Origin of the sequence: Amphibacillus cookii (genome assembly GCF_016908375.1) — a bacterium.
Taxonomy (GTDB): domain Bacteria; phylum Bacillota; class Bacilli; order Bacillales; family Amphibacillaceae; genus Amphibacillus_C; species Amphibacillus_C cookii.
The window spans coordinates 378,388-404,344 of the sequence record NZ_JAFBDS010000002.1; the positions used below are offsets into that span (position 1 = coordinate 378,388).

A 25,957-nucleotide genomic window follows, 5' to 3' on the forward strand; every position below is an offset into this window, starting at 1 on the left:
TATTACAAGATTCAAAAGTCATACCACCAAGGAATGATCACATGAAAAAGATACAGACCAAACTATCCATAGGCTTTTTATCAGTTATCTTGTTGTTTTCAATTGGAATGTTAATAATCGGATTTTTTCAAAGTAATATTAAAGAAGCTAATGAAGAAGGAAGAGATGCTTCTAGGGAACAATTTATATCTATGGAGTTAAGGGCGATAACGTTAGAAAAAAATGTTATATTATTAGATTATATTGTTTCATCAGATAATGAACATATAAACGATTATGAGAGTGCTGTCAATGAACAGAGTACACGCTTAGATGAACTAGAATTGTACATGGAAACAGAGGATCAAATAGCCCTTTTTGAGAACCTACAACAGAGTACTCATCAAATTGATGAAGCTTTCTTTAATGAACTTGTTCCTGCATTAGAAGCAGGTAATATTGATCTTGCTATAGAAATTGACAGTACAATTATAGAAGAAGCTGAAAGGTCCATTGAATCTTCAATTGATGACATTGTGGAAATTGCTCAGAGAGATGCCTTATTAGCTGAGGAGCGAGAAGACAACCAACTTTCGCAGTCTCAATTATTTACAATTTTAATTCCTGTAGTCTCAATTATTTTCAGCATTTTCATTGCGTTTTTCATAGGTAGACAAATCTCTGGACCAATAAAAGCAAGTCAAGCACTGAGTAATGAAATAGCATCGGGCGTTTTAAATGGAAAGCAACTAGATATAAAATCGAAGGATGAAGTTGGGCAACTAGGTGGTTCATTAAATAAGATGCAACAGAAATTAAAGGGGATTATAGGAAGAGTAGCAAATAGCTCTGAAAATTTGTCAGGACAAAGTGAAGAACTTGCTCAAACTGCTAATGAAGTTCAAACGAGTACAACTCAGATTGCAACAACCATGCAAGAATTAGCTTCTGGATCAGAATCACAAGCTTCTAATGCTAGTGATTTATCAGCAGTTATGAATGCGTTCGCTCATAATATAAAAGTGGCAAATGAAAATGGAGAACATATTTCTTTATCCTCAAAAAGGTTTTAAACATGACAAATGAAGGTAAAAACTTAATGTCAACTTCAATGAATCAAATGCAAATAATAGATCAAATGGTGAATGAATCTGTACTTAAGGTTCAAGGGCTAGATTCACAGACACGGGAAATTAATAAATTGACTAAAGTCATTAATGACATTGCAGAGCAGACAAATTTACTAGCCTTAAATGCAGCTATTGAAGCTGCTCGGGCAGGAGAACACGGAAAAGGATTTGCAGTTGTAGCAGATGAAGTTAGAAAACTTGCTGAACAAGTGACTGTATCTGCTTCTGACATTACAGAGATTGTTACAACAATTCAGTCGGAATCAAGTGTGGTTACCGATACACTACAGTCTGGATATAAACAAGTTGAACAAGGGACCACAGAGATGACAAAAACAAATGACAAATTTAACGAAATAAGTTATTCGGTAACAGACATGGTAGGCCGCATAGACACCGTATCTTCAAACTTGTTAACCATACTAGAGAGTAGTGAAGAAATGAATACCAAAATCCAGAAGATTGCGGCTATTTCTCAGGAGTCTGCAGCTGGAGTGGAACAGGTATCTGCGTCATCACAACAAACCAGTGTCTCTATGGAGGAAGTTGTTAACAGTTCCGATGAATTGGCAAAACTATCAGAAGGCTTAAACGATATTATCCGTGAATTTAAACTATAGGAAACCCGAAACACAGCTAATATTTGACGTTGATGAGTTTTTTTACTCATCAACGTCTTTTATTATATAACCCCTTTTCGACTCACTTGTTTCATTCTTCTATCTATACTTTATTCTGACTAAAAAATCAGTGAAAGAAATTATTTTCAAGAAACTGTTGACCTTCACGTTACGTCATCGTTTATATTATAGCTATGATCATTTATTGGCCAATAAAATTAGTTAGGGGAGTTGAAGATGGAATATACGATTAACCAGTTGGGAAAGCTCGCTGGCGTTAGTTCACGCACTTTACGTTATTATGATGAAATTGATCTATTATCACCGAAGCGTAAGAAGCGTAACGGTTATCGGGTATATGGTCAAAAGGAAGTCGACTTACTTCAGCAGATTTTGTTTTATCGTGAAATGGATATGCCACTTGCAGCTATTAAACAAATGATAGAATCAGAAAACTATGATCGTTTAGAAGCTCTGCAGAGTCATCTCTCAAAACTAAGATCAAAAAGGGAACAAATTGATTTATTGATCGACAATGTCGAAAAAACAATTATGGCATCAAAAGGAGAGTTAACAATGAGTGACGAAGAAAAATTTGAAGGTTTTAAACAGAACATGATAGATGAAAATGAAAAGAAATATGGTAAGGAAATTCGTGAAAACTATGGCGATGCGACTGTAGATGCTAGCCGTGAAAAGCTGATGGGGATGACCCCTGATCAATATGAAGAAGCTCAAAGTCTGTCTCGTCAAATAAATGATCATTTGAAAAAAGCAGTAGAACAAGGCGATCCGAGTAGTGAATTAGCACAGAAGGTATGCGCTTTGCATAAAGAATGGTTAAGCTATTATTGGAAGCATTATTCGAAAGAGGCCCATCTCGGATTGACTCAACTTTATGTTGAGGACCCTCGTTTCAAGGCATATTATGAGGAAGTTGCTGAAGGATCTGCCGAATTTTTACGAGATGCTATGACGGTTTATTGTCAATAACCTTTATGTTGAAAGTTTGATATTGTTCGCGGGTTCAACCACATGTATTTCAACTGGTCATTAGATTACTGATGACCAGTTGAATATAAGTCGATAGACGGTAGCTGTAAATGCCGAAGAGGTGAAAAGAGATGAAAGTATTAGTAGCGGGAGCAACCGGCTATTTAAGTAGTCATCTCGTAAAAGAGTTGAAAAAATGTTTGACATTGGTAAAGATTGAAATTCACTGGCGTCTTTTCCTATTATAACTGCCAGAGTGAAGGGAGCAGTTTCTGCCTATAATAAGGCGTTGAATCATGTCATCATCTTCACTTTTTGTTAATCATAGCAAAGAAGTGTTTCTGTTTTGTTAATTCGAGAGGAAAACAGGAACACTTCAATTTTTTACTAGGCATTCAATTTTTGTGGATCAATTGATCGTAATAGTTGAAGTCCATTTAATATAACGACTAATGTACTTCCTTCATGAATAATGACACTAATGGAAATATCAGTTAACCCTAAGAAAGTTACAATAACTAAAAAGACAACGACTGCCATAGAGAAGATGATGTTTTGCCAGATCACACGGTTCATTCTCTGAGACATTCTATGTGATTGCACCAATTTAGATAAATCATTTTGCATCAGTATTAAATCAGATACATCAACAGCTACGTCGGTTCCATCTCCCATAGCAATCCCTACATCTGCATTTACTAATGCAGGTGCGTCGTTTATTCCATCTCCTACCATTGCAGTAACACCATGTCGTTTTTTTTGTTCGTTTATAGTATTCGATTTATCTTCTGGCATTACATTGGCAATAACTTCATTGATTCCAAGTTTTTTGGCCACAGCTTGCCCGGTCTTCTCAGAATCGCCAGTAATTAATGTTGTGTGGATTCCCTTTTGTTTAAAATAGTCTATTGTTGCTTTGGCTTGTTCATTCGGTACATCCATTAACCCAATCAATCCAATCACTTCTTCGTCTTTTGCTAGATAGACAACCGTTTTCCCTTCTATCTCCCAGTGATTGTTTAAGTTGGAAAACGCATCGGAAACACTTTTAAAAGAGGTCGGCTTTCCAATTCGGTAACAATGACCATTATATTTTCCTTCTAGCCCTTTCCCAATTTGATTCGTAACTTGAATATCTAATTTATTTTTAGTCTCAAATTTTCTTAAAATTGCATCTGCAAGTGGATGGTTGGATTCTTTTTCTAAAGCAACAATGATATCTATCAGTTCTTCTTCATTTACAGCGTCAGAAAAATGCACATTGGTGACTTCTGGTTTTCCTTTTGTTAATGTTCCCGTTTTATCAAAAGAGATGGCTTCAATATTGGCTAATTGAGACAAATAGGAGCTTCCTTTTGACAGTACCCCTTTTTTAGCAAGATTGGACGTTGCTGATAAAGTAACAGATACGGTAGCCGCCGCTAGAGCACAAGGAGCGGCGGCAACTAACAAAACTAATCCTCTATAAATGCTTTGTTCCCATGTCCAATTAAATAATAGAGGAGCCAACACTATAAATGAGACAATGGCGATCAACACGAATGTCACATACTTCGGCTCAAACTTTTTAATAAGGCTGCCAACTTTTGTCTGGTTATTCTGGTTTTGATCCACCAATTGCAAAATTTTTGAAAAGACAGTATCGTCGTTCTCTTTTGTGACCTCCATTGTGAACGTACCTGTTCCATTTATTGTACTTCCGAAGACTGGATCTCCTTTTGTCTTTTCTTTAGGAATACTTTCCCCATTAATTGATGACTCATCAATGGATGTCTCACCAGATAATATTACACCATCAATTGGCACTTGGTCGCCGTTTCTTACTTGAATATGATCTCCAATTTTAAGTTGGTCTACATTAACTGTTTCGATATTTCCATTTGAAGTAATCAGGCGCGCTGTTGTTGGGTTTAATTCAACTAACTTAGTAATCTCTCTTTTAGATCTTCCTTCTGCATACTCTTCCAGAAAATGAGCGCCTGAGAAAATTAAAATTAATAGTGTACCTTCCCAGAATTCTCCGATAAGAGAAGCACCTAGTGCAGCCAACCCCATTAAAATATGAGAGTTGGGTGTAAACCTCTTACATGCTCTTGTATTTTCTAATGTTTCTCCAATTCCCTCAAGGATAACCACGTGATACCCAGCGGTAAGAGTAGCAACGGAAAACAGTATATTCTGTAAGATTTCGTAAGTTTCATTTAAAAACAAAGCAATAATCGCTAAAGTTAAACCAATAAAATACAACACAATAGGCTTTTTTCCATGATTGTGCTCATGACTATGACTATGGCTATGATCATGATGTTCATGTGTTTTAGACATATAAAATCCCTCCTATTTTATTATATGATTATATTATCATATACAAATATAAAGAGCAATAAAAAATCCATTCTTTTTCGAATGGACATGTGTTCTAGCAGTGTAGAGAATGTTCGATGGATTCATTTAGCAAGTCAAGAACGTGCTGGTCATCTACAGAATAGTATAATGTAGTTCCCTCACGTCTGTTTTTAACCAATCTCAAATTTTTCAAATAACGCAATTGTTGAGAAACTGTTGATTGTTTAAGATTCAATGACTCAACAATTTCATTTACAGCACATTCTTCTTGTGACAGTAAATATATAATACGAATTCGTGTTGGGTCACTTAATGCTTTAAACGTTTGAGAAACAAGTTCAAGTGTACCATTATCTAATTCTTGAAAATGCAGGTTCTCTTTATTATTTTCTTTCATGTATATAATATCCTTTCGCTTATCTTAATTAATAATGTACTATCAATACATAATGAGTTTTAAGTGGTAAGAAAGATTTCTTGAGTTTTACTAATTCAGTATATCATATGTCCTCCTATTTTGGACAATCCCAACATTATACGTATTATGAAAGTCAATTTAAAAATACAATCCTAAACCATTATACACCCCGGTTGTTTACGTAGTTATACCTCGCTACCTTTTTTTCTTTGTATTCACGTAGCGGTTTATAACTCAATTTATAATTGAGCATGAAGCGTTAAGAGAGAAATGCAAAGAGAACGGTGTTGAGTATTTTGAAATACATAATAATTATGAAAAAGAGATTGTCAATGTTTATGACTTTATAGAAAATAAATTAAATGAAACTAAGGATATAAAAGAATAGAGAGGTGTATTTCATTGCGAAATGAAAACAGATGTTTGATTTAATATTAGATATAGCAGAGAAGGATGAACGCGTTCGTGTAGTTTTCAAGAACTAACCTTAATGTTCCTCGAGGAAGAAGATAAGTTTCAAAGCAACAAACAGATGAAACGTCCCTTGTCTAGAGTATCTTTTGCAGATACTTTTTTAAATGTGCATAAAACTATTGACTTTGCCAATAAAAAGCATATATAATAACAACAATTATATGAACATATGAACAAATAGTTCATATGTGTTCGTGTGTTTAGCAGTTTTAATATTTATTACATAGGAGGGATGAATAGATGCCAAAAGGTTTTACTCAAAAAGAAGTTGAGATTATAAAGAATCAACTAATAATAAAAGGAAAAGAGCTGTTCATCAAATATGGATATAACAAGTTTGGAATAAGAGACTTAGCGGAGGAAACAGGGATATCGACGGGGATGTTTTATAAGTTTTTTAACTCAAAGGAAGAGTTGTTTTTTATAATACTTGAGAATGAGAGGATTGAAATACGTAATAAAATTTATAATAAATTGATGGATTACAAAGACGAACCTAAAAATGCTCTTAGGGGGTTCTATTATACAATAATTGAAGAATTACAGGCTAATCCAATAATGAAAACCATACTAGTTAAAGGTGAGTATAGTTTTATAACTAATCAGATGACAGAAGCAGAGATGATAAAAGAACGTGAAAAGTCATTAAATCCTATAGTGGATATTAGTAAATATTGGATAGAAAAAGGTTTAATAAAAGATACGGATATAAATATGGTTATTGAGTCGCTACGTTCATTAGTATACTTATGGTTTCATAAAGAAGAGATAGGAGAAGAGAGATATCCAGTAGTTATAGAATTTCTAATAGATAGAATTTGTGATTATACAGAAACACAGGGGGGGCTAAAATGAACAGGTTATTATCTAATACAATAGAGAATTTAGGGGTGACTTTTTTAAAATATATAAACAGGAAAAAAGAAAATACAGTAAAATTTCATAACTGTAGAGAATTAGATGCTAACAAGATAAAATCAATGTATTTTAGAGTAAAAGTATTTAGTAAATGTGAGTCTTATAGTTCGCCTAAATTAATTGAGTTAAATGAAAAATCAAATCTTGAAATTAGTATATATAGCATGGGGTCCAAATATAAGCCTATAGATGAATTTAAAAGTACATATGAATCCTTACCTGAGAATAATTATATATATTTTGAAAGAATTAGTAGAAAAAATAACAATAGCAGAGCTAAAACATGTATTATTTATCTTCATGGTTTCTCTGAGAGGAATTACGATAACGAAATAAGCTATTTGTTTAATTCTCTAATATTAGAAAATCTAGATATAGAAGTATTGGCTGTACATTTACCTTATCATATGAGAAGAAGTCCCAAGCATCAACCCTATTCAGGTGCCTACATTTTTGATTCGTATCCTATTGTAACGATAGAAGGCTTTAGACAAGGGGTTCATGATGTGTCTCAGGTTATATCCTATGCAAAGGAAAACTATGAAAAAATTATTGTTGCAGGATTTAGTTTGGGAGGACTTATGATTAGTTTTTTAGGTACATGCGATAACAGAGCAGACTTATACTGCATGGGGCAAGCGGGAGCCCGTTTGCCAGAAACTTTGAATTACTTAACGGTATGTGCGGGTCTTAATGAGAAAAGAAAGAGATGGATTAAAAATGGAATCGATTTTGAAGAGCTGTATAGACCTATAGAATTATTAGATTATACTTCAGTTATTCCTTCAGAAAAAGTAATATCAATAGGTGGTAAATATGATAAGTTAATTAGATTTAAAAGGGTCCAAGAATTAAGAGAATTTTTTAAAAGCAAACATAATATTAACTATAGTGCAGGTCATATTGGATTATTATTTGAGTTAAGAAAAGTAAAAGAAGCGTTTATTCGTATTCTTAATAGTGAAGAGATGAGGGGGGGAGGGGATAAAAATGTATAAAACGAAGGAAGATATTTTGTTGGATTGTCCTGAACTTGAATTAACAGACTTTGGAGATTTTAAGATTAAAGATGACTATGTGAAAGGCTATGAAATTATAGATTTTCACTGTCATTTATTTAAAGGCCTACAAAACTTGTTTCCTAAATTTCTTCGAAGGGAAATTGAGGATATGAGAGCTTCATTTTTTGATAAAAGCTGTTATCCTTTTTGCTTAAAATTATTTGATATAAACCAAACTACATTCACAAGATACCCTTCAAGTATTAAGAGTATTGATGGCATTAAAACAAAATACAAGCTACAAGTTGGCGGATTTATACTTAGGAATGCTTCGGTAAACAGACTTTTAAGGGATATGAAATTAAATGGAATTGATAAGAGTGTAGTTATGCAAATAAATCCACCGAATAATAATTCTAGTATTGAAATGGAAAACATAGTAAGTGCTGATGAGTCAATCATGACATTTGGATCGATTCATCCACTAGACAGTGATGTACAAGGGAAAATAGATAACTACTTAGGACTAGATATTAAGGGGTGGAAAATTAACCCCCATGTTTGTGGTTTTAATGTCGACAGCAGTGAAAGTATTGATTTAATAAAAACATTAGAAGAAACAAATATGCCCATACTATCCTGTAGCGGCTTTGGGGTGCCTGAAGATTTTTTAGCTACAACTATTTTAACTAAAAAGCAGAAGGTTGAATTGGGTACACAAAGGATAAAACAATTCTATAAGGTTTTGAGAACAGTTCCTAATGCTACATTTATATTAGCTCACGGAGGATGTTTCGAAATCGATGAATTAATAGAATTAATGAAGAGATTTCCAAATACATACACTGATATCAGCATTCAACCTTCTAATAATATAAAAAAACTGATAGAAAAAATTGGAAGTGAGAGAATATTATTTGGAACAGATTATCCCTTTGTAAATCATGCCTTTTCAATTGTCTCTGTACTTAGGGCGACCTCAGTTGATGAACACTTAAAAAATATTTTTTCTAGAAATGCACTTAGAATATTGAAATTATAGTCCTAAAAGCTAGCAAACCTCTGATTTGAATCTTGAGACGATTGGATGTTTGTTTCGTTTAGGTATGTGAATGAGCGATGGTTATAATGAGATTTATTCGCTTAATGATGACTGGTGAAACGTTTTTTTACATGAAATAGCATCACGCTCTTGACTCTTCCTTTAGGTAACACTTTATATTAAGTTTATACCCAATTATTTAGAAAAGAGGTTGAAACAAATGAACAACCTAATCAAAATTAAGGATATGTCAAGCAAATATGACATTACAGCTCGTGCACTGCGTTACTATGAGGATATGGGATTACTGTACAGCACCCGAAGTGACGGCTACGCATACAGAATGTACGATGAAAACGCTGTTAGGCGACTTGAGCAAATACTCATTTTACGCAAGTTGAATATCAGTATAAAAGATATTCAACGTGTTTTTAACACTTCCAGTTCTGATGTTGTCTTAGAAGTACTTGGGAAAAAAGCTCAGAGCATAGACGACGAGGTTGCGCTTTTACATGAGCTGAAGAAAATCGTGCTAGATTTTATACGCGAAATCGAACAATTGAACTTTTCAGACACCTCAGACATAAAACAGTTGTATAACAAGACTAAAGAGATTGAAACTCAATTAATAAGCATTGACTATATCGGCAAGCCCTCCAATATAAACCGCTTGATTGAAATAACGGAAAAATTAGATAAAAAAATCCCTGATATAATGGTCGTTAGGATACCGGGATTTAAAGCGGTGACAGTGGGCGAACAATCATGGGAGGATATGTTCAAAAATGGTGGATATATGTACCAATTGTGGCAACATTGCCATTTGTATAAGCATGTGATTTTCGATTGTTTTGATTTTTTGCTATCTAAAAATGACAAAGCTGAATGGATATGTGCCGTTAAAGATGGTGTTACCAATGCGGATGTAAAACCTTTTAATCTGTTCGATTTTCCGGGAGGCTTATACGCTATGGCAGTCAGTATTGATGAAGATAACGAGAGCATACACAAAGTGGAAGATAAAGTTCGCCGATGGATTGAAAGCACAAATTTTGAACTTGACGAAGATCGCAAGGTTATGTTCAATATGCCTTATTTATATGAAGATGGAAGAGATATTGCCTATAAAGACATAGAAAAGGGGCTTGGTTATAAACAAATGCAAAGATATTTTCCTATAAAGCTGAAAGATGATATTTAAGCACTTTGGCAAACTCTAATGAAAAAACATCATTAGAGGGAGGAATTAAACTGAGCAAATCCGAAAACGATACTAAAATTATAGAAGCTTTCTGCTAAAAAAATCGAGCGATCACCTTCGAAAACAATATATTAAACAAGCTTAATAAAGCATTGCCGCAATGGCAGGCTTTTGAACGAACAGCTTTGTGAAGCAGTTGAGTTTGATGAGCAAAGTGGTAATGTGGCTTATCGAAAAAGTAACAGTCTATGATTAGAAATTGATTGTCAAGTTTAGCGTAGATACTGAGATTAATGTAGCTTCCTAGTTATTGGTTATTTAAGTCACATCGTTCAGTAAAAGGCATTACATTGACATCTAGGTCTTCACCTGCTAAAATAAAGGTAATATATTACCTTTATTTTAGCAGGTGATTTTTCTCTTTATGACCATTTTTTCTTTGGTTTTAACTGATAGACCTTTATTTTGAAAATAATGGGGGATGGATAGTGATTGAGTATAAGGGAAAGATAGTTGCTTGTCAGTTAAAGAGATTGCTAGTATGGTTGGTTTATCGCATCAAAATGTAAAAGGAAAACTGGTATTTCAAGAAAAGACCAAGTGGTATTGAAAGGCCATATTTAAATTGGATGAATCCTACAGCGGCAGTCAAAAATAACGTAAACATCTTACTTTCTCTTTAAATGATTACAAATTTTTTGAGCTATGGATTAGTAAAGCTTTTAGGCGGAGGGCAGGTCAGCATCATCATATTAATTTTAACTGGATTACTGTTTGTATGTTATTTATGCAATGTATGTAAAAAAGTTTATTGATATAGTTCCTTAATATTAAATTTTAAAAAAGGTAATAAAAAAAGGGTAAGAGTACGATTTAAACATAGGGGGGGGAGTGGTTATGACAATCAATAAAACTGAGAAATTCCAAAAAATTTTTAATAAGTTTACCAGTTCAAAAAAAATCAATGAGGGAATTTTGTTGGTAGAAAATACAAGTGGAGAGTTTTCGTTTATGAAAGGATATGGAAAAAAGGAATTAAGTTCGCCATTTCTTATGGCTAGTATTACTAAGTTACTTACTACCACTTGTATTTTGATATTATTAGAGCAGGATAAATTATCATTGGAAGATAGAATTGTAAAATTTCTTGATGTAAATATTTTAAAGGGAGTTCATGTTTATAAGGGGAGAGAATACTCTTATGAGTTAACAGTTTCTGATTTATTGTTTCAAACAAGCGGGCTTCCTGATGTTTACTTAGAAGGGAAAAACAGCTTAATAAACAGGATCATACAAGAGGATTTTCATATTCATTTTAACGATACCATGAATAGAGTTAAGAAGTTAAAACCTCATTTTGAACCTAGAAAGAAAGGTAAAGCTTACTATGCAGATATAAACTTCGATATATTGGGTCAAATCGTGGAAAAAGAAAGTGGTTTAACATTATGTCAGGCGTATGAAAAGTATATTTTTGAACCACTTGGGTTAGTTAGTACATATCTTCCTGAGGATAGATATGATGAAATACCTAAGGTCTATTACATGAATCAGGTTATCCATCGCCCTAAGTTTGTGATTAGTAGCGGTGCAAGTGGAGGTTGTATAACGACTGCTCAAGAATTAATGATATTTATAAAGGCATTCTTTGGAGGGGAATTGTTTAATAAGAGCATTTTTAGACGTCTATCTACTTACAATAAACTCCAGGCTTCTATGGGACCGATTCATTATGGAGGGGGATATATGCAAATCCCCTTAAGTGGGCTGATTAGTCTTTATATGGGCAAAGGTGAATTAGTAGGACATTCTGGATCAACAGGTTCCTTTGCGTTTTATTATCCTATAAAAGATTTATTTTTTGTGGGGGATCTTAATCAGATGGCTACTGCCTCTCTCCCCATTAAATTATCCATTCAACTTGCTATGGCAGCAAATAGGATTTTTTAGTAGACGCTCAAAGCAGACTTATCAACAGGAATGGCTATGTTCAAATAGTCAATAGATACAGGTAGGAGACTCCCATAGAATAGGGTGCACATAAGGTCACGCAGGACAGAAAAGCCAGAGCGAGAATAATTTAGTAGATACTAATTATAATTCGCGTTCAATAAAATTGAGCATTTTTTATTAGTTTCTATAAATGAGTGAGCTAACCATATCGCATAGCTTGACATCAACAAACAGAGATTTACGGTTGTATTATATAGCAGCAGTGGTCAAAAAGCGTGGGATTTCAGAGTGTTTCTTTCCCTAGTCAACGAAGATGACTGCCTGTTAGAGAAATATCCAAGCTTTTTATCGAAATTCACAAAAGGGCATTGATGGTCAAGCGCGCGGATTAAACAGATGGTATCCTTTTCATAAGGAGGTGCTTATGATGCATGCATGGGAACAAATTCAAAAAACGGTTGACTATATTGAGGAAAGGCTCTCAGAAGAAATAAAAATTGAAACGTTAGCGAACTTGACAGGTCTATCACCGTTTTATTTTCAGCGACTATTTAAACGCTTGGTAAAGAAACCGGTTAATAAATACGTAAAGCTACGTCGTCTAGCAAGAGCGTCAGAAGTTTTATTGGATAAGAATAAGCGAATTGTAGATATAGCTTTAGACTATGGGTTTTCATCGCATGAAACGTTTACCCGCTCGTTTAAAGATGCCTATCGGATTACACCAGCAGAATTTCGTAGTAGACCTTCTCGGCTCACTCATGTTTCTAAACCAGACTTGTTTCTTGACTATACGATGATAGATGAAGACGTGCCCTTAATTACGGATAGTATGGTATTGGAAATGACACGTAGGAAACTGGACAGCGCAGAGGCTTATGTAGGACTTTCTACTAAGATTCCTATTTCACAAATGCCCGCAGGAGAAACAACCGGTATTGATAGAGCCGGTCAGTTATGGGATTCATTTCACAGTTGTAAGGATGATATCCCTTACCTACTGTCTGATGGCATTGAATTGGGTGTCTCAATGATGGGCGAAGCAATGTCTGATACATTCACTTACTTTGTAGGTGGGGAAATGATGTCAAATACCTTTGTGTGTGAACCCTTTGTTAAATGGGAGCTCACAGCAGGAGAATATGTTGTTTGCTGCTTTGAAGCGGAAAATTTCAGCGAGCTGTCTACTAACGCACTTGGGAAAGCGATGAACTATCTTGTGGAAACGTGGTTGGTCAAACGAGGATTGACAATACAGCCATTTTCAGTAGAGAAATATTATCAGACAACATCGTCAGCAGCCTACATGGAAATATGGATTGTTCCAGTTTCAATCAAAGATACACCATGACATGACCTATATTCAAAAGGCCACTAGAGTGGTCTTTTTTGATTAACAAGAGCGATCTTAACGAACAGCTCTGTAAAACAAGCTTTCTTTTAAAAAAGTTAATGACAGGACATTATTTTTTTGCTATTATATGACCAGTGGTAATGAGGTGGTGGAGAATTGGCAGTTGATAAGAAAAAGATAAGTAAAGACCGTATTGTAAACACTTTGTTAGTTAAAGTTGAAGAGAATCAAAGTATTAAAGATGTGAACTTAAGGGGAATTGCTAAGGCAATGGGGTGTGCCCATACCAATATTTATAACTACTTTAATAATTTCAGTGAAATTATTTGGACGGCTTTGGGTCAAATATTGAGCAATATGATTGATGATGTAGAAGCAAGGGTCGCCTTAGGGAAAAATGATCAAGAACGCTTCTTTATTGCGCTTGATACCATTATCAGCTTTTCTCTTGACCATCCTGGTTGGTATCGACTCGTATGGCTTGAGTCCATTGATGGCGAGCCACCTGAAGAAATCGCCATGATTTTAACCAAACCGACCGCGGGTTTTGAGGAGCTTTTGTCTAAAGCAAGTGGTGAGCATCTTACTGATATAGATGTATCGAGAATCGCTAATATGCTACACAGTTATATGCATGGTGAAATATGCCAATGGCTCAGTGGTCGTGCAAAGGAAAAACAAAAAAAAGAGTTAAGAGCAGAAATTTTATCGAACTTAAAGCAGATGTATCAATTATTAACACAAGAAATAGAGTGAATCGTAAATCCCAACATCTATGCATCGACAAAACCATTTGACTTACTCTATCCATTTTAAAAATTATAGAGGAGTGTGGTAAGATGACATCAATACTAATTGTTTACCAATCACGTACAGGCTTTACCGAGAAATATGTAAATTGGATCAAAGAACGGATTACATGTGACACCGTTCGCTTGGATCAAATCGGGAATGTTGATTTGAAGTCATATGCAAAGATTATTTACGGTGCTGGCATCCATGCCGGTCATATTCAAGGATTAAAGACATTCAAAAAGCATGTCTTAAATTTAGTTGATGATAAGATGGTAATCTTCGCAACTGGTGCTGCTCCATATGATGAAAAAATTGTGACGGCTATTAAACAGAACAATTTTTCAGAAAATGAGCGCCAAGCTGTTGTTTTCTTTTATTTTCAAAGCGGATTAAATTATGAGAAGATGCCCTTCTTTGATAAACTAGTGATGAAAACGTTCAGTAAAGTATTAGCACGTAAAAAAAATAAGTCAGAGATAGAGGACGGAACGAGTCAAGCAATTACGCAATCCCATGATCATTCTAATCAGGAATTTATTATGCCGATGATTGATTACTTAAAGCAATCGAAAGTCAACACATCAACGTCCACTTAAGAAAGGGTTATTATGCAAAAGCAGATGAACACACACATACCGAAAATAGACTGTCCTGTTGTCGAAGTCTGTGGAGGCTGTCAAATACAACAGCTTTCCTACCAAGAACAATTAGACAAAAAGCAAAAGCAGGTTAACAAGTTGCTAAGTAAGTTTGCTAAGGTTGATCCAATAATAGGGATGAAAAATCCCTATTATTACCGGAATAAAATTCATACGACCTTTGCGATGAATCGAAAGGGGCACGTGATCTCAGGTAAGTATCAAGGAGGATCACACCAGGTTGTGCCGATTGATAGCTGTTTAATCGAGGACCAACGAGCGAATGAGATTGTCGTATCGATTAGAAAGATGCTCCGCTCATTTAAAATAAGACCTTATAATGAAGATAATCGAACAGGCTTACTCCGCCATGTTTTAGTTCGTACAGGCTTTCAAAGTGGACAAATTATGGTTGTCCTTGTCCTTGGTGCACCTGTTTTTCCATCACGTAAGAATTTTATCAAAGCCTTGCTGGACAAGCATCCAGAAATCACAACCGTTGTGATGAATGTCAACAACAAAAAAACCAGCATGGTACTTGGCGATCGTGAACAGGTTCTCTATGGCAAGGGGTTTATCGAGGATACCTTGTGTGGTAAGGTCTTTCGCTTATCGCCAAAATCGTTTTACCAAGTTAATCCCGTTCAAACAGAGGTCTTATATAAAAAAGCACTTGATCTTGCCGAATTTAAAGGTAATGAAACGATTATCGATGCCTACTGTGGGATTGGGACAATTGGTTTAATCGCTAGTGATCGGGTTAAACAAGTCATTGGTGTCGAGCTTAATCAAGCAGCAGTAAAGGATGCGATTAACAATGCAAAGCGAAATCAGGTGAAAAATGTTCACTTCCATCAAGCTGATGCCAGTGACTTTATGCTCCAGATGTCCCGCAAAAAACAATCCGTCGATGCGGTCTTGATGGATCCACCAAGATCGGGTAGTACAGAAAAATTCATTCATGCTTTAGCGTCAATAAAGCCAAAGAAAGTTGTCTATATTTCCTGTAATCCGGTTACACTAGCACGAGACTTGGAGATCTTAGCTAAAAAAGGCTACCGTGCGAAAAAGATCATCCCAGTTGATATGTTTCCTGGGACAAATCACGTGGAGTGCGTAGTGAACCTATATCGAAGTTAAAGAAAGAAGGTAATAATCATGGATGGAACTATAAGAGGTAATATAAGACAGGGCAAGAAGGTCAAAGTTGTTCAAAAACAGGATCAACGCTCTGGGGAGTTAACGGAAGGTGTGGTCTTAAAAATCCTTACCAACTCTGCTACACATCCGCATGGCATTAAAGTGATGCTCGAGGGTGGACTTGTTGGTAGGGTTAAGGAAGTATTGGGTTAGAGATTTAATTAGAAAAAATTCTACTTTGACCCTTATACTATAGAATAATAAGAGATTTGCTAGCTGACTTGGATCAATAATCTGAGTCAGTTTTTCTAATATAGGCTAATAAAAGAGAATGTAATATATGTATAACATTAATTAGGGATAACTTTCGTATTTGTTGAATTTAAGAATTAATGAAAGGATGATTATGATGAGAAAAATCGACGAAATGAAGACGAACAGGTATCTGTTTAATGACTCCTTTACAAAAAATATAAGACAAGAAAGTTAAAAGATATATGCGCCTGAGATATTGACATTAGCACTTATTACCTGTAAAACATTAGTTAGCCCCATGGAGATAATAAGTTAAGGAGTTGATATATGAAGGAGAAAGGATGCAACACTATAATTAGGAGATGAATACCAAAAAAAATATGTTCTAACGAAAGGGAGCGTTAGTTATGTATGTATTAGAAAATAATCGTCTAAAAGTTGAAATAGCAGAACCTGGGGGTGTGTATAGTGGTTCAAGATTTGATTGGACTGGGCTTATTACCCAAGTTACGCTAGACAAGACGGTGACCTATTGTGTACCAGAACGTCTAGAAGCGGGGGTAGGTACAGGTGGCATTGGGCTAAGTAATGAGTTTGGGATTGATGCACCGATAGGCTATGATGCGGTTCGAACGGGCGAACAGTTTCCTAAAATTGGTGTCGGTTTACTAACAAAAGCAGAAGAGACAGCATATGATTTTTTTTATGACTACAATGTGGCACCGGCCGATGTTAAAGTAAATAATAAAGATCAGACCGCGACATTCACCACAACCGCAGAAAGTCCAAGTGGTTATGGCTATCATTTAGTGAAAGAAATTGCACTTGATAACAACCATCTCGTGATTAGCTATATACTCACAAACACTGGTAAGATCGCTTTCAAAACCAATGAATATTCTCATAACTTTTTAGGGATTAATAGCCATACAATTGACGAAGAATACAAACTTATATTGCCAAATATGCGTGGACTAGATGTAAAAATTGGTAATATTAAAGTATCAAACAAACAATTAACGTGGCCAGTTGTACCGGATGGCGATTTCTATGCTCATATTGATATGGATGAAAATCGTGTGGGCTATAACTGGGATCTTTATCACAAAACGGCGCGTGCTGGGGTGAGAGAACAATCGGTTTTTAAACCAGCAAAGATGGCTTTATGGGGGCGTGATCATGTTATCAGTCCCGAAGTCTTCATTGACATTACTTTAGCGCCAGGCGAGATAAAAAATTGGCAACGTTGCTATCAGTTTTATCAACAAAAAAGTCAATGATAAAACGAACCTCACTTAAGTATAAACGTACTGTTGTCTTTCTAGGTTTAAAAAATGAGAGGGATGAGACGTGAAACACCTTGTTAGAAATTTTCTATCACTTTCAAAAAAGGGGGTGCATTATAACAATAAATCGTTTACAATATAAGAGAGATTCACCTTTTACGAAAGCGGTTTATCACACTGAGAATGACGATTTTACACCAACCATTAGGAAATGGCTTATCATTTTAAGTGCAGCCTATTGCATTATCAGTCATTACCCGTTAATAAACGGGGTGATAAAAGCTAGTAAATTTAATTATAGAAAGGAAATGATTATGGAGACTTTGTGTGATTTATATTTAGGGAAAAGTTTTTTATACCAAAAAACGAAAGCGGTTTCGTTAGAAACAATTAAACTAAATAATGAAACCTATTTTAAAATGGGGCACTATAATCATATGGCACCATTTTTTATGACCGTTGTCAGTGATACAGATCATTGGCTATTTGTATCAAGTACAGGAGGGTTAACAGCAGGTCGCAAAAATGCAGAATCAGCATTATTTCCGTATGCTACGGATGATAAAATCCATGACAGTATTGAAACGACGGGACCAGATACAACACTAATTGTCACGAAAGATGATAAAGACTATCTGTGGAAACCATTCTCACAACAAATAAGTGACGTATATCAGATCACACGAAACCTTTACAAGAACACGGCAGGTGATAAAATCATCTTTGAAGAAATTAATGAGGATCTAGGCGTAAGGTTTAGCTACGCATTAAAAACAAGTGACGCTTTTGGGTTCGTTAAAGAATCGACGCTTGTGAATATGACAGATTATCCAGTCGTTGTTCGAGTGTTAGACGGTATTCGAAACATTTTACCATACGGTGTGACTACTGTTCATCAATCAACACAAAGTACATTAGTGGATGGATATAAACGTTGTGAATTACTTGAAGATGTTGGTTTAGGTATTTATACAATGAGCTCAATCTTAACGGATAGAGCAGAACCGAGCGAATCTCTAAAAGCAACGATCGTCTGGTCACGTGGGCTTCAAGACCCTAAACATCTTTTATCGGAGCAACAAATTAAAGCGTTCTCAAAAAATGAATCCGTTCAAACGGAAACTGATGTGAAAGGACGCCGGGGTGCCTACTATGTAACGGATACAGTACACTTAAAAGGCCAAGAACAAAAAAGATGGCATATTATTGCTGATGTTAACAAAAGCGCTTTCGGTGTTGAAAAACTGAGAAAAGACCTTATCGAAAATGCTAAAATCATTGAGGCAGTCGAAACAGATGTGGCGCTCGGTGGAGAGAACTTAAGACAACTTGTCTTTAATGCTGATGGCTATCAGTTTACTGCAAATGAAAAAGTGAGTTATCGTCATTTCTCAAATACATTGTACAACATTATGCGTGGAGGTATTTATGCTGATGGTTATATGATTGACAAATCAGACTTTATCGAGTTTGTCTCACACTGGAATCAATCCGTCTATACTAATGAGCATACATTCTTAATGAGCTTACCTGATACACTGCATTATAATGATTTACTTAACTTAGCCAAACACCGAAACAATTATGACTTAGAGCGGTTAGCATTTGAATACTTACCACTAACATTTAGTCGTCGGCATGGTGATCCAAGTCGACCGTGGAATAAGTTTAATATTGAAGTCACAAAAGAAGATGGATCAAAAGCATTGAACTTTGAAGGGAACTGGCGTGATATTTTCCAAAACTGGGAAGCGCTATCTGTTTCGTACCCTGCATTCATCGAGAGTATTATTGCAAAATTCGTCAATGCGTCAACGGCTGATGGGTATAATCCATACCGCATTACTAAAGACGGCATTGATTGGGAAACACTTGATCCAGATGATCCATGGTCAAATATTGGTTACTGGGGTGACCATCAAATTATCTATCTCTTGAAGTTGCTGGAGTTATCTAAAGCATATAATCCGGAAAAGCTTCACATCTTGTTAGAAAAAGATATTTATGCCTATGCGCATGTACCTTATCGTATTAAACGATTCAGTGACCTAGTCAAAGACCCTAGAAACAGTATTGTCTATGACGATGAGAAAGAAAAGATGATTAAGGAAAGAACGGCATCACTAGGCTTTGATGGAAAACTAGTGTTTTCTAATGACGCAGTATATCGAGTTAATTTGATGGAAAAGCTGTTAGTCACACTACTTGCAAAATTTTCGAATTACGTACCAGAAGGCGGTATTTGGATGAACACCCAGCGTCCGGAATGGAATGATGCAAATAACGCACTTGTTGGTAATGGTTTATCTATGGTGACACTGTACTACATGTACCGTTTCCAAGTCTATATGGATGACCTTGTTAAAGAAATTACGACAGATGCAATTAGGATTTCTGCTGAAGTGAAACGTATGTTTGATGCAACGCTAGAAGTTCTAAGTGCACATGAACAAGAGCTCGGTCAACCAATCTCTGATGAGACACGATTTATTATTGTGAAAGCATTAGGTGAAATCGGAGAAGCTTATCGTCAAACAATTTATGATGACGGCTTTAGAGGTGAGAAAGTAGATTTACCGGTTGCGTCATTACGAGCATTTATTGATGTATCAATGAAACACTTGAAAGACACGATTAAAAAGAATAAACGCGAGGATGGATTGTATCATGCGTATAACCTCATTCGTTTCAATGGGGATAGCTGTCAAGTATCTTATCTCTATGAAATGTTAGAAGGGCAAGTCGCTGTTTTAAGCTCGAAAGCATTAGATAAAAAAGAAGCAATCCATGTGTTGGCATCATTAAGAGACAGTGCCATCTATCGAGAAGATCAAAACAGCTACATGTTGTATCCAAACCGTGAGTTGCCGAAGTTCTTAGAGAAAAATATCATTCCAGAACCAGATGTGAAAACATCGGTTGTTTTACAAGAAGAACTGAAAAATAACCACACACGTGTTATAGAACAAGATGTTAATGGTCGTTATCGCTTTAATGGTCGTTTTAGAAATGGTGAAGAAATTAGAGACGCATTAATGGAATTAAATTGTTATGATGCGGAAGATATTCAAGTTGTAGAAAATTTATTTACAGAATTGTTTAACCACCATGCCTTTACGGGACGCTCAGGTACATTTTATAAATATGAAGGCTTAGGTAGTGTGTATTGGCACATGGTATCGAAACTTCTTCTCGCAACCGAAGAGAACTTTAATGCTGTCTACAGTGCAGAAGGTATGACTGAAGATGCAAAGAATCTCATGACTTACTATCATGAGATTAAAGCGGGTATTGGTGTTGATAAAACACCTGCTGAGTACGGTGCCTTCCCAACGGAAGCTTACTCACATACACCTGGATTTGCTGGTGTGCAACAACCCGGTATGACTGGTCAAGTAAAAGAAGACATTTTGTCTCGATTCGGCGAATTAGGTATGAAAGTAAAAGATGGTCGTCTACAGTTCGATCCTGTGCTCATATCTAAAGAGGAGTTCTTAACGTCAGAACATCAATGGCCGCTAGCTGATCGTCTCAATCCAAAGGCAACAGAATTGATTACGCTAGCAAAAGATACGTTAGGATTTACTGCGCTAACTGTTCCAATCCTGTATATCTTAAGTGATCAAGAAAAGCTTGCGGTGTACGATGTCGCTGGTAATGAAAAGTCGTATAATGGGCACACATTAGATGCTGAAACAAGTCAAAAAATCTTTGGGCGCAATCATGATATCGATGTGATTCATGTTTATCTAGATCGGAGTAAATTATTATAAGTTAGCTAGCTATTAAATAAAAGAAACAGCTCCCTGAATTTTTATAAGGAGTCTGTTTCTTTTATTTGTGGTTCTGTTGGTACGTGGGAGAAAATAAAATGTGTGACTGTTTGTGCATAGGGATTTACCGCTTCTATGAATTGTTCCGCTTTTGAAAAAGAATCAAAGTGCATTTTCAGCATATAACACGCATTACCTGCTATGCGATAACAAAATTGCACGTTTGGAAGCGTTTGAATAAAATTTTTAAAAGCTTTGTAATCCCCATTTTTAACAGTAGCTTCTATTATACATTGAATAGGCATACCTAATTTGTCATAATCAATTTCCAACGTGTATTTCTTGATAATACCGTAGGACTCCATTTGCCTAACGCGTTCTGTTACAGAAGGAGAAGATAAATTTATCCTCCTCCCAATCTCACTCATAGATAGGCGACTGTTATTATGTAATTCATCTAATATCATTTTATCAATATCATCAATTTTCATTTTTAAAAATTTCTCCTTTTTTTCATTGATTATTTAACATTTAAGTGAACTATTTGTTATATATTTAATGTTATTTTATTGATTTGTTTTCTATAATAAATATACAAAGGGGGATTACAAATGGCAAGAATTAAGGAATCAAATTTTGGAGATACGTCTTTTCAACGACTTTTAGGACACAACTTAGAAGTAATGCAAGGGTGGCGCTATTTAGGGACTGTATTAGAAAAAAAAGGTTTGCTCTCTGCTGAACTAAAAGAGCAAGTCAGAAGAACGTTAGCTCAAGAGAATGGTTGTGAATATTGTAAAGCGAAAGGTATGCCTGAACTTGATAAATTTGACGAAAAAACTTCTATTTCGGCTGCATTTACTGAGGTGTTCTTAAAGCAAAAAGGAGAAATACCAGATTCATCTTTTAAAATTTTGAAGGAATACATGACTGAGGAAGAAATTAGTGAACTTTGTGCATTTATTTCTTTCACTACCGCTTCACAATACTTTGGAGCTATGATGAAGTTAGAATGAGCGAGAAGTCAACAATAGGTTTCTAAAAACGATTTAAAAAAAGAAGAACTTTGGATTTTAAATTTTATGTGATAGAAGAGACCAATTCATTTACGAATTGGTCTAATAAATATAATGTAATTTACATTTTCTCTCCTGCAAGTGACCCCGTTACTAGTGATCGCACTCGTTTTTTTGTACACAATGAAAATAACGTTTGAAAAATATTGTCCCCATTTCACATAGAGATGAAATGGGGATCTTCTTCATCAGCTTCAAATATTAAACCACTTAAATCATTACTATCAATTACCTAAAGCGAAATTCGACGATATTAAATTAAACGTTGATCGTTTAACTTCTAAAAAAGTCGTTCAGCAACCCCCTGATAAAATTAGCGCATAATCCCCGCTTCAATTAGCTTCCAGACTTCTTCAATTGGGCTTTAAAATCAATTTGAAGCCAATTGTCTGCGTAAGCTGGTGCGGAAAAAAATGAAAATACTAGCAAGATAGCCTGCAACTGTTGGATGTCCTCAATGCCACTTGCTGTTTTTAGGCTATCGATCAAGTCGCCAATGTGTTGAATACGTACTGAGGGATTTTGTTCGATTCAGAGATGAAATTGAATTAACAAAGATATTAAACAAACAGGGTGGAGAATTAATTGGATATTACGGCCAACAGGTTCATTTGCGTTTTATTACCCTACAAAAGATATGTTTTTCGTGGAGACCTTAATCAAATGGATGCTGTCTCTCTTCCTGTTAAGTTATCCATTAAACTCGCCGTGGTATAAAATGGAATTTTTGGTGCGGAATCTCAAAAAGGGCTTATTAGTAAGGATGGACATGAGCAAATAGTCAGTGGCCATTACCTTATTCATGTGAAATATAGACTCACATCCTATTCGTTCTCAATCAATTGCTTTTCTTCATTAAAAAAAGTTTTATAGCCTAATTGGACAAATAATATGACCGTGATCGAAACACTGCCAAGAATGCCAAGCATGATTGCTATTTGATATGAAACAGCAGTAACCGGAGATATACCAGATAAAATTTGCCCCGTCATCATTCCGGGTAAGAATACGATTCCCATCCCTACCATAGAGTTAATGGTTGGTAGGATTGCCGAATCAAAAGCATTATCTACTATTTGTTTTGTAGCCATTTTAGGCGTTGCACCAAGCATCAATGCTGATTCAATAAGGTGTTTTTCAGAATCCATACCATCTACAAGCCTCGTTACGCCAAGTGAAATGCCCGTCATGGAATTGCCAATCAACATCCCTGCGATTGGGATGAAGTATCTCGGATCATACCAAGGGGAGATGTTGATGACAGCAAGTAGGAAATAAATCAAGCTTGCTAATGTTCCAAAGGTCATAGATAGAGCAATAATCTTTTTTAACGGTTTAGAAAGTTTTTCTTTTGTTCGCTTAATTATATTATGAATAGCAAATGCCTCCATAACAACAATGACTACAATTGTATTTAAAGGATTAATATTATTAAATAGATAGTCAAGAATATAACCTACTAATATAAGTTGAACGGTCATTCTTATAGAAGAAATAAGAATTTCCTTTTCTCTTGATATTCCTCGTATTCTTGCAATAAACAACAGCATAACAACAAAAATATAAGCAGCAGCCATTTGCCATAATTGAAGTTCTACTACACGATCCATCGCTTAAACGCCCTTTCCGTTGATTATCTTACCATCTTTTATCTCAATCATTTGATCAGAAAATTGACTGGCTACTTTTTTAGAATGCGTAGCCATAATTAGGGTCTTACCACGTTTTCGGGTATAATTTACTAGTTCCTCAATAATGATATGCTCAGTATCTTCATCGAGAGCAGAAGAAGGTTCATCAAGTAATAGCACTTCTGGATTCATAAGCACGACCCTAGCTAAAGCAACGCGTTGCTTTTCTCCACCAGATAACTTTGCAGCATCTTGATCTAGCTCTTTATTTAACTTTACACGTTTTAATAGTTCATAAAGCTCATTATCGGAGGCAAGTGGTCTTTCAGCAAACTCTAGTCCGATTAGTAGATTATCTTTTATACTCCCACTAAAGGTAGCAGGGGTTTGCGGTAGCATGGTGACAGCTCTTCTTAACTTCACAGGGTCTATCTGGCTTAAAGGTTGGTCATGATAAAAAATCTCTCCATGATCATGGCTAATGAGTCTATTTAATAGGCGTAATAATGTCGTTTTTCCACTACCACTCTCACCTACTATACAAGTGATGTTATTTTTTTTAATACTTAAATGTTTAATATTAAGAATATCCTTATATTTAACTTCTTTAAACAAAAAAATTAGAATCCTCTCCCTTTAATTAAGCTCCAATTTCTTTAATTTTGTTCTTACCTTTCATTCGCCAGTGCTATCGATTTTGAACTACTTATATATCTTTATTCGATATCGAAATTCGATATAATAATATCATAAAAGTGAGGGTGTGACAAGAAACACGCTAACGAAGTGGTTGATCACAGACAATCGTTCGTAAAACGTTCGCTCCAAAATAGATGAGTCACGCAACGACCAATTAGTGGGAGAAGAACGAAAACAACATGTATTTGTTGGAGAAGATAAGGGGCAGCTTTACAAGTTAGAGAAAGATGCTTAGCAATTGGAAAAGGGGGCTTGCTGAGCGGATAGCGATCTTTGATGATGAACGAAGTAACGCATTCAAATCATAAGTGGTGGATATTTTTTGACTTTTTATATTTCTTTTCCTTGAACAAATGCAAAATATATATTACAATCTAATGGAACATATATTTTGCATTTAAGAAAATGAGGTGATTTATATAATTAAGAACAGCGTTAAATTAAGTCGTAACGAAAAAAAACTCACACAAGAAGAACTAGCTGAACAAGTGGGTGTAACAAGACAAACCATTGGTCTGATCGAGAAAGAGAAATATAATCCCACCATTTCCTTAGGACTTAAGTTAAGCAAAGTTCTCAATAAGTCGCTTGATCAATTATTTTGGCTAGAGGAGGATGTAAATGAAAACTGATGAGAGAGTGAATTCAGATGTCAAAGTAGCAAAGAGTATTGGTTATACTATTTTTTGGTTTGGAATATTTATAGTGTTATTGTATCGATGGTTTGTCTTGAATCAAACGCTAATAGATACACTTGACTTTTTTTTAGTATGGTTTATTGCATCGCTGGTGCATTTTTTTGCTTTAGCATCTAAAGGTATTCCAATTACGTATCCCGTTTCAATGAGCAAAAGAGAGCAAGTTTATTTTTTGATTTTAGTCCCGTTATTGACAGGTGTTCTGTCAGCGATTAGTGTTTTTTTTAGGGTTGGGGTGGATATTAAACGGATATCGGGTGGTTTTACAGTGAGCTTTTTAGGTATGCTTGTTCTATTTTTCTTATACAAGTTCATTCTTTATTTTTGGGAGAGAAGAAACACGTAGCTTATTATAAAAACACATTATAGTAAATTAACTTAAGGCAAACTTGGTACGTTTAGGATGATCTTTGTTCCGAAATGAACGTGCCTTTCAAAGCGCTATGGTGCAAATAAAGCAATAAGCGCTCAAATAACGAAAAAGTTTTTTCGTGTTAAAGAAGGTGTATCTAGACGTCATTTTTAGTCGGCTCTTCG

General features: G+C 35.3%; 23 protein-coding genes. 18 read left to right on the plus strand and 5 right to left on the minus strand.

What is annotated here, in order from left to right:
* Nucleotides 1–41 precede the first annotated feature (41 nt).
* The 3 genes from JOE23_RS04840 (at nt 42) to JOE23_RS04850 (ending at nt 2,722) form a co-directional block, all read left to right on the plus strand.
* Nucleotides 42–1,052, plus strand: coding sequence for a HAMP domain-containing protein (locus JOE23_RS04840; protein ID WP_204436163.1), 1,011 nt, complete (start codon nt 42–44; stop codon nt 1,050–1,052).
* Between the two features lie 65 nt (nt 1,053–1,117).
* Entirely contained in the window at nt 1,118–1,729 is a 612-nt protein-coding gene (locus tag JOE23_RS04845; protein ID WP_420827531.1) for a methyl-accepting chemotaxis protein, read from the plus strand.
* A 237-nt stretch (nt 1,730–1,966) separates the two neighbouring features.
* Entirely contained in the window at nt 1,967–2,722 is a 756-nt protein-coding gene (locus tag JOE23_RS04850) for a MerR family transcriptional regulator (protein WP_204436165.1), read from the plus strand.
* A gap of 387 nt (nt 2,723–3,109) precedes the next feature.
* On the opposite strand, the gene JOE23_RS04855 is transcribed toward JOE23_RS04850, so the two are convergent.
* Nucleotides 3,110–5,047: a heavy metal translocating P-type ATPase gene (locus tag JOE23_RS04855; RefSeq protein WP_204436166.1), complete on the minus strand. Its 1,938-nt coding sequence runs from the start codon at nt 5,045–5,047 to the stop codon at nt 3,110–3,112.
* 94 nt (nt 5,048–5,141) lie between these two features.
* Nucleotides 5,142–5,465: an ArsR/SmtB family transcription factor gene (locus tag JOE23_RS04860; RefSeq protein WP_204436167.1), complete on the minus strand. Its 324-nt coding sequence runs from the start codon at nt 5,463–5,465 to the stop codon at nt 5,142–5,144.
* Between the two features lie 735 nt (nt 5,466–6,200).
* Here JOE23_RS04860 and JOE23_RS04865 point away from each other — a divergent pair.
* From JOE23_RS04865 to JOE23_RS04920, 12 genes are all read left to right on the plus strand, one after another.
* Complete coding sequence (locus JOE23_RS04865; protein WP_204436168.1) at nt 6,201–6,815, plus strand: TetR/AcrR family transcriptional regulator; 615 nt, start codon at nt 6,201–6,203, stop codon at nt 6,813–6,815.
* Complete coding sequence (locus tag JOE23_RS04870; protein WP_204436169.1) at nt 6,812–7,876, plus strand: alpha/beta hydrolase family protein; 1,065 nt, start codon at nt 6,812–6,814, stop codon at nt 7,874–7,876. Before JOE23_RS04865 ends, JOE23_RS04870 begins: the two co-directional genes overlap by 4 nt.
* The gene (locus JOE23_RS04875) at nt 7,869–8,921 is read left to right on the plus strand and encodes an amidohydrolase family protein (RefSeq protein WP_204436170.1); all 1,053 of its coding nucleotides are present in this window, start codon (nt 7,869–7,871) and stop codon (nt 8,919–8,921) included. The genes JOE23_RS04870 and JOE23_RS04875 overlap by 8 nt, the downstream gene beginning before the upstream one ends.
* 220 nt (nt 8,922–9,141) lie before the next feature.
* Complete coding sequence (locus JOE23_RS04880; RefSeq protein ID WP_204436171.1) at nt 9,142–10,122, plus strand: MerR family transcriptional regulator; 981 nt, start codon at nt 9,142–9,144, stop codon at nt 10,120–10,122.
* A gap of 897 nt (nt 10,123–11,019) precedes the next feature.
* Nucleotides 11,020–12,072, plus strand: a complete 1,053-nt coding sequence (locus JOE23_RS04885; protein WP_204436172.1) for a serine hydrolase domain-containing protein — start codon at nt 11,020–11,022, stop codon at nt 12,070–12,072.
* 430 nt (nt 12,073–12,502) lie between these two features.
* On the plus strand, nt 12,503–13,426 hold the full coding sequence (locus JOE23_RS04890) for an AraC family transcriptional regulator (RefSeq protein ID WP_204436173.1): 924 nt from the start codon (nt 12,503–12,505) through the stop codon (nt 13,424–13,426).
* 159 nt (nt 13,427–13,585) lie between these two features.
* A complete protein-coding gene (locus JOE23_RS04895; RefSeq protein WP_204436174.1) occupies nt 13,586–14,185 on the plus strand; it encodes a TetR/AcrR family transcriptional regulator in 600 nt (199 codons plus the stop codon).
* A gap of 83 nt (nt 14,186–14,268) precedes the next feature.
* Nucleotides 14,269–14,820 carry a flavodoxin domain-containing protein gene (locus JOE23_RS04900; RefSeq protein WP_204436175.1) on the plus strand — a complete coding sequence of 184 codons (552 nt, stop codon included), beginning with the start codon at nt 14,269–14,271 and terminating at the stop codon, nt 14,818–14,820.
* A 12-nt stretch (nt 14,821–14,832) separates the two neighbouring features.
* Entirely contained in the window at nt 14,833–16,002 is a 1,170-nt protein-coding gene (gene rlmD / locus JOE23_RS04905) for a 23S rRNA (uracil(1939)-C(5))-methyltransferase RlmD (protein ID WP_204436176.1), read from the plus strand.
* An 18-nt stretch (nt 16,003–16,020) separates the two neighbouring features.
* A complete protein-coding gene (locus JOE23_RS04910) occupies nt 16,021–16,215 on the plus strand; it encodes a YwbE family protein (protein ID WP_204436177.1) in 195 nt (64 codons plus the stop codon).
* 449 nt (nt 16,216–16,664) lie between these two features.
* Nucleotides 16,665–17,537, plus strand: a complete 873-nt coding sequence (locus JOE23_RS04915) for a hypothetical protein (protein ID WP_204436178.1) — start codon at nt 16,665–16,667, stop codon at nt 17,535–17,537.
* A gap of 320 nt (nt 17,538–17,857) precedes the next feature.
* Nucleotides 17,858–21,316 carry a hypothetical protein gene (locus tag JOE23_RS04920; RefSeq protein WP_204436179.1) on the plus strand — a complete coding sequence of 1,153 codons (3,459 nt, stop codon included), beginning with the start codon at nt 17,858–17,860 and terminating at the stop codon, nt 21,314–21,316.
* 41 nt (nt 21,317–21,357) lie between these two features.
* Here JOE23_RS04920 and JOE23_RS04925 read toward each other — a convergent pair whose 3' ends face one another.
* Entirely contained in the window at nt 21,358–21,807 is a 450-nt protein-coding gene (locus tag JOE23_RS04925) for an Lrp/AsnC family transcriptional regulator (protein ID WP_204436180.1), read from the minus strand.
* 120 nt (nt 21,808–21,927) lie between these two features.
* Here JOE23_RS04925 and JOE23_RS04930 point away from each other — a divergent pair, with 120 nt between their 5' ends.
* On the plus strand, nt 21,928–22,332 hold the full coding sequence (locus JOE23_RS04930) for a carboxymuconolactone decarboxylase family protein (protein ID WP_204436181.1): 405 nt from the start codon (nt 21,928–21,930) through the stop codon (nt 22,330–22,332).
* An 884-nt stretch (nt 22,333–23,216) separates the two neighbouring features.
* On the opposite strand, the gene JOE23_RS04935 is transcribed toward JOE23_RS04930, so the two are convergent.
* Together JOE23_RS04935 and JOE23_RS04940 are read right to left on the minus strand one after the other, a co-directional pair.
* A complete protein-coding gene (locus tag JOE23_RS04935) occupies nt 23,217–24,002 on the minus strand; it encodes an ABC transporter permease (protein ID WP_204436182.1) in 786 nt (261 codons plus the stop codon).
* Nucleotides 24,003–24,005: 3 nt separating this feature from the next.
* Entirely contained in the window at nt 24,006–24,644 is a 639-nt protein-coding gene (locus JOE23_RS04940; RefSeq protein ID WP_204436252.1) for an ATP-binding cassette domain-containing protein, read from the minus strand.
* A gap of 500 nt (nt 24,645–25,144) precedes the next feature.
* Here JOE23_RS04940 and JOE23_RS04945 point away from each other — a divergent pair, with 500 nt between their 5' ends.
* On the plus strand, nt 25,145–25,354 hold the full coding sequence (locus JOE23_RS04945; RefSeq protein WP_204436253.1) for a helix-turn-helix domain-containing protein: 210 nt from the start codon (nt 25,145–25,147) through the stop codon (nt 25,352–25,354).
* Nucleotides 25,344–25,766, plus strand: a complete 423-nt coding sequence (locus JOE23_RS04950; RefSeq protein ID WP_204436183.1) for a hypothetical protein — start codon at nt 25,344–25,346, stop codon at nt 25,764–25,766. Before JOE23_RS04945 ends, JOE23_RS04950 begins: the two co-directional genes overlap by 11 nt.
* The last annotated feature ends 191 nt before the right edge of the window (nt 25,767–25,957 follow it).